This window comes from Desulfitobacterium sp. (genome assembly GCF_982384815.1).
The window spans coordinates 1-4,376 of sequence record NZ_CEVWNY010000167.1; the positions used below are offsets into that span (position 1 = coordinate 1).

Sequence of the window (4,376 nt, forward strand, 5' to 3'; positions counted from 1 at the left end):
AATATTAAAAAGAAAATGCCTAAAGCGATTCAAGATCAACCAAAGATTTTGGAACCTGAATTGGTAGAACGGCCCGTGGTTATTAAAACCTTGCATGATTCATCAGGACCTGCTCCAGAAGGGGACAAGCCTTTTAACGACAGTCCGGTAATTCAAACAGCTTTTCCCTTTGAAGAAAAAAAGACGGAACAGTCCCGAATTATCAAGGATGACAATTCCGGTATACTTGCACCGGGTAAGGTTACAGGAACCCCTATTTCCAGACTGGCTCAAAAAGATAATAGTGACTTTCAATTGCCAAACCTTTCACTACTGAATAAAACCATGAAGGTAAAGAATCCGCGTATCAATAAGGATTTAGCGGATAACGTAAAAATTCTTGAAGACACCTTAGAGAGCTTTGGCGTAAAGATTAAGGTCACTCATGTAACTCAAGGTCCGGCCATCACACGCTATGAAGCCCAACCGGCTCCCGGGGTAAAGGTAAGCAAAATTACCAATTTAGCGGATGATATTGCCTTGAGCTTAGCAGCTACCGATGTGCGAATCGAAGCACCCGTACCCGGAAAATCGGTGGTGGGAATCGAAGTTCCTAATCGCGAGATTTCAATGGTTCATTTTCGAGAGGTGCTGGAAACCCCGGAATTTCAAAATTCTCCGAGTAAGCTGACGGTAGTGTTGGGGAAAGATATCACAGGCAGTCCGATTGTTGCAGATTTAACCAAAATGCCGCATCTATTGATTGCCGGTGCTACCGGCTCGGGTAAATCTGTTTGTGTTAATACATTAATTAATAGTATTTTATACAAGGCCCGCCCTGATGAAGTTAAGTTTTTGCTGGTTGACCCCAAAATGGTGGAACTGACCAATTATAACGGGATTCCCCATTTGATAGCACCGGTAGTTACCGACCCGAAAAAAGCTGCCGGGGCCTTGAAATGGATCGTCACGGAAATGGAAACACGCTATGAGCTTTTTGCAGCTGCCGGGGTAAGGGATATTATCCGTTATAACTTTCTCCGTACCCAGGAGAAGAAGGAAGATGCCCCGCCCCTTCCCTATGTAGTGGTCATTATTGATGAGTTGGCGGATTTAATGATGGTAGCCCCTGGCGATGTAGAAGATTCCATTTGCCGCTTAGCCCAGATGGCCAGGGCGGCGGGAATCCATCTCTTGATAGCAACCCAGCGTCCATCGGTGGATGTTATAACCGGCTTAATTAAAGCGAATATTCCCTCGCGGATTGCCTTTGCTGTTTCTTCGCAGATTGATTCCCGAACGATTCTGGATATGAATGGAGCAGAAAAATTATTGGGCAGGGGCGATATGCTTTTCTATCCTATGGGTGCCAGCAAGCCCATCCGGGTTCAAGGATGTTTCTTAGCAGATAAAGAAGTGGAGAATGTGGTCCGTTTCTTGCAAAATCAAGCCAAACCGGATTATCAGGAGATACCTCATATGGAAATCGGGACCGGCAAGCCTGCCGAAGAGGCGGGGGATGAATTATTTCATCAGGGGGCTCTCCTCTTTATTGAATCAGGTAATGCTTCCGTCTCCTTATTGCAGCGGCGACTGCGCATCGGTTATACCCGGGCAGCCCGGCTCATGGATCTTCTTGAAGAAAAAGGTGTGGTGGGGGGCTATGAAGGCTCGAAGCCACGTGAAGTATTAATGACAAAGGGACAATTTGAACAAAAGTTTGGTCTTGGCGAAGAAGAGCTAGGGTAATAGTTGCACATTTTGTCGAGAGGATTTATGATAAAGAAGGAGAATAGTACTAAAATAGGGGAAACTATTATGATTAACGAGATTAAGGTAGAGGATTTATATAACGTTAAAGATTTGGTTCTAGTAGATGTTCGCTCCGAAGGAGAATATATGGAAGCGACAATTCCCGGTGCGCTTAATCTGCCCCTATTCAATAATGAAGAACGAGCTAAAGTTGGTACCACCTATGTACAACACTCTCCTAGCTTAGCGAAAGAGCAGGGTTTGGCAATTGTTGGTCCTAAATTAGATAATCTATACCGGCAAGCTGCTCAATGGGCAAAGGGACGCCCTTTAGCGCTGTTTTGTTGGCGCGGAGGAATGAGAAGTAAGTCTTTAGCTTCGGTTTTTGAACTAATGGGTTTGCAGGTTTACCGGTTACAAGGGGGATATAAGGCTTACCGGCATCTGGTTAACGATTATTTCAGCCAAGAATTTACCTTTAAGGTTGTGGTTCTTCGAGGAAATACAGGTGTAGGTAAGACGGAAATTCTTAAAAGGTTAAAGGAAGATGGTTACCCTGCCATAGATTTGGAAAACTTAGCAAATAATCGAGGATCGGTTTTTGGTTCGGTGGGGTTAGGAGCCGCTCCTTCCCAGAAGAACTTTGAGGCTGTTTTATATGAACAGTTAAGGGAATTCAGCCATTTCCCCTATATTGTTGTGGAATGTGAAAGCAAGCGTATTGGCAGGATAAATTTACCTCCTACTCTTTCCGATGCGATGAGCAAGGGAACTCAAGTTTTACTTTATGACTCATTAAATAATCGAGTTCAACGTTTGATCAAGGAATATACTCAATTTCCCGATGCGATTGCTCAGATTAAATCTGCCTTAGGGCACTTAACGAAAAATCTCGGACATAATAAGATAACCTTATATAATAACCTGTTGGACCAAGGGAATTTAGCAGAGTTTACCGAAGAAATGCTTAATTATTATGATGCTCTCTATGCCTATCCCAATGGTTCCAGTGGAGATTATGAATATTCGGTAAGCAATAATGATCCGGAACGGGGAATAAAAGAATTGGAGGATTATCTTGATCAGTGGTCGGGTAAATCTGGAGAAATTACTTTATCTGGAATACGAGATACAGCAAAATAAGCCCGGTTTGCTAGGAGCAGTCACTACTTTAATGGGCATGCTTGAGATCAATATTTTAACGGTTAATGGAATTGGCGGGTTTCGGCGAGGTTTTTTGCTGGAGTACCCTAATGAAGCTAAGATCCAAGCATTAAAAACTGCTTTGGATCATGTCGACTCCATTCGGGTTACTGCTTTTCGTTTGCCTACCTTATTTGACCGTTTAGCGATACGCCATGGACAGCGACTAGACATGGTGGATAATAATCCACCTACATATCGTTTTGTTCGGGAAGATTTAGGAGTGCTTGTAGACTTTTTAGGAGATACTTTAATCGAAGGTGGTAATCGACTTATTGGTGTTCGTGGGATGCCGCGGGTAGGAAAAACTGAAGCAGCTATAAGTGCTTGCGTTTATGCTAATAAGAGGTGGATTCTCCTTTCCTCCACAATTATCCGGCAAACTTTACGCAAGACTCTTATGCTTGATGAGTCCAGGGATTCGGTTTTCCTCATTGATGGAATTACCAGTACCTCTAGGGGAGATGACGCCCACTGGGAATTATTAAACCAAGTGATGGCAATACCAACCCCGAAAATTATCGAACATCCTGATGTTTTCCTTCGGGATGGCCGAATAAAGATGGATTTTGATTTTATTATTGAAATTCGCAATCAACCTGAAGATGAAATTAGGATTGAAGAAGTTGCTTCCAGTTTTTCATCCTTTGATATTAGTTAGCAATAAAATGAGGAGGAGGGTTTATCATGGCAGGAGAGGGACAAATCCTTCGCAACGCTCGTGTTGATAGAGGCTGGAGTTTGACCCAGGCTGAAGAAGTAACCAAGATCAGAATTCGCTATCTTGAAGCTTTAGAAGAAGAAGAGTACAATGTTTTGCCTGGCTCAACCTATACAAAAGGATTTTTAAGAACTTATGCCAAACATTTGGGTATAGACCCAGAAGAAGTTTTGGCTCTCTATAAGGCCGAACAGCCGGAAGTACCGGTTATATCACAACATGTACCTTCCTCACCGGCTCAAAAGCCCCAATGGATCAAGCCGGCTCTTATCGCCATTACCGGTGTACTTGCTTTAGTGATAGTGATCGGGATTTCTTCCTTAAGCAAACCTCCTGGAACCAATATTGCACCGGAAGATATTACTCCCCCATTGCCCACTGCTCCTCCGGAAGAAATAGTTCAACAGCAACCCGCTGAACCACCGGTCCAAACTCCCGGCCCGGATCCCCAGAATGTAATCGCCCCGGAGACGGAAGGCGTAGTTGCACAGTTGACTTTTAATCAACCTTGTTGGGTTCGGATTAATGTGGATGGACAACCTGCTCTAGAAGGAACCTTTGATCAAGGGGTGACCAAAGAACTCAGAGGTAAGGAAGAGATTGTGCTGGTTAGAGTAGGTAATGCGGGAGGGCTTACAATTACCCTGAATGGCAAGACCTGGCCGAGTTTAGGTGCCCAGGGAGAGGTTGTTGATAATATCATTCTCAAAAAAGATACGGT

General features: G+C 43.9%; 4 protein-coding genes. All 4 read left to right on the forward strand.

Annotated elements, in window-relative coordinates:
- Nucleotides 1–1,728 (forward strand): DNA translocase FtsK (locus AC1U9U_RS15590; protein ID WP_479961472.1); only part of this gene is annotated, 1,728 nt, incomplete at its 5' end.
- Nucleotides 1,729–1,797: 69 nt separating this feature from the next.
- A complete protein-coding gene (gene mnmH / locus AC1U9U_RS15595; protein ID WP_479961473.1) occupies nt 1,798–2,874 on the forward strand; it encodes a tRNA 2-selenouridine(34) synthase MnmH in 1,077 nt (358 codons plus the stop codon).
- Complete coding sequence (locus AC1U9U_RS15600) at nt 2,810–3,595, forward strand: DUF3388 domain-containing protein (protein ID WP_479961474.1); 786 nt, start codon at nt 2,810–2,812, stop codon at nt 3,593–3,595. Before mnmH ends, AC1U9U_RS15600 begins: the two co-directional genes overlap by 65 nt.
- A gap of 26 nt (nt 3,596–3,621) precedes the next feature.
- A partial coding sequence (locus AC1U9U_RS15605) for a helix-turn-helix domain-containing protein (RefSeq protein WP_479961475.1) occupies nt 3,622–4,376 on the forward strand: 755 nt, incomplete at its 3' end.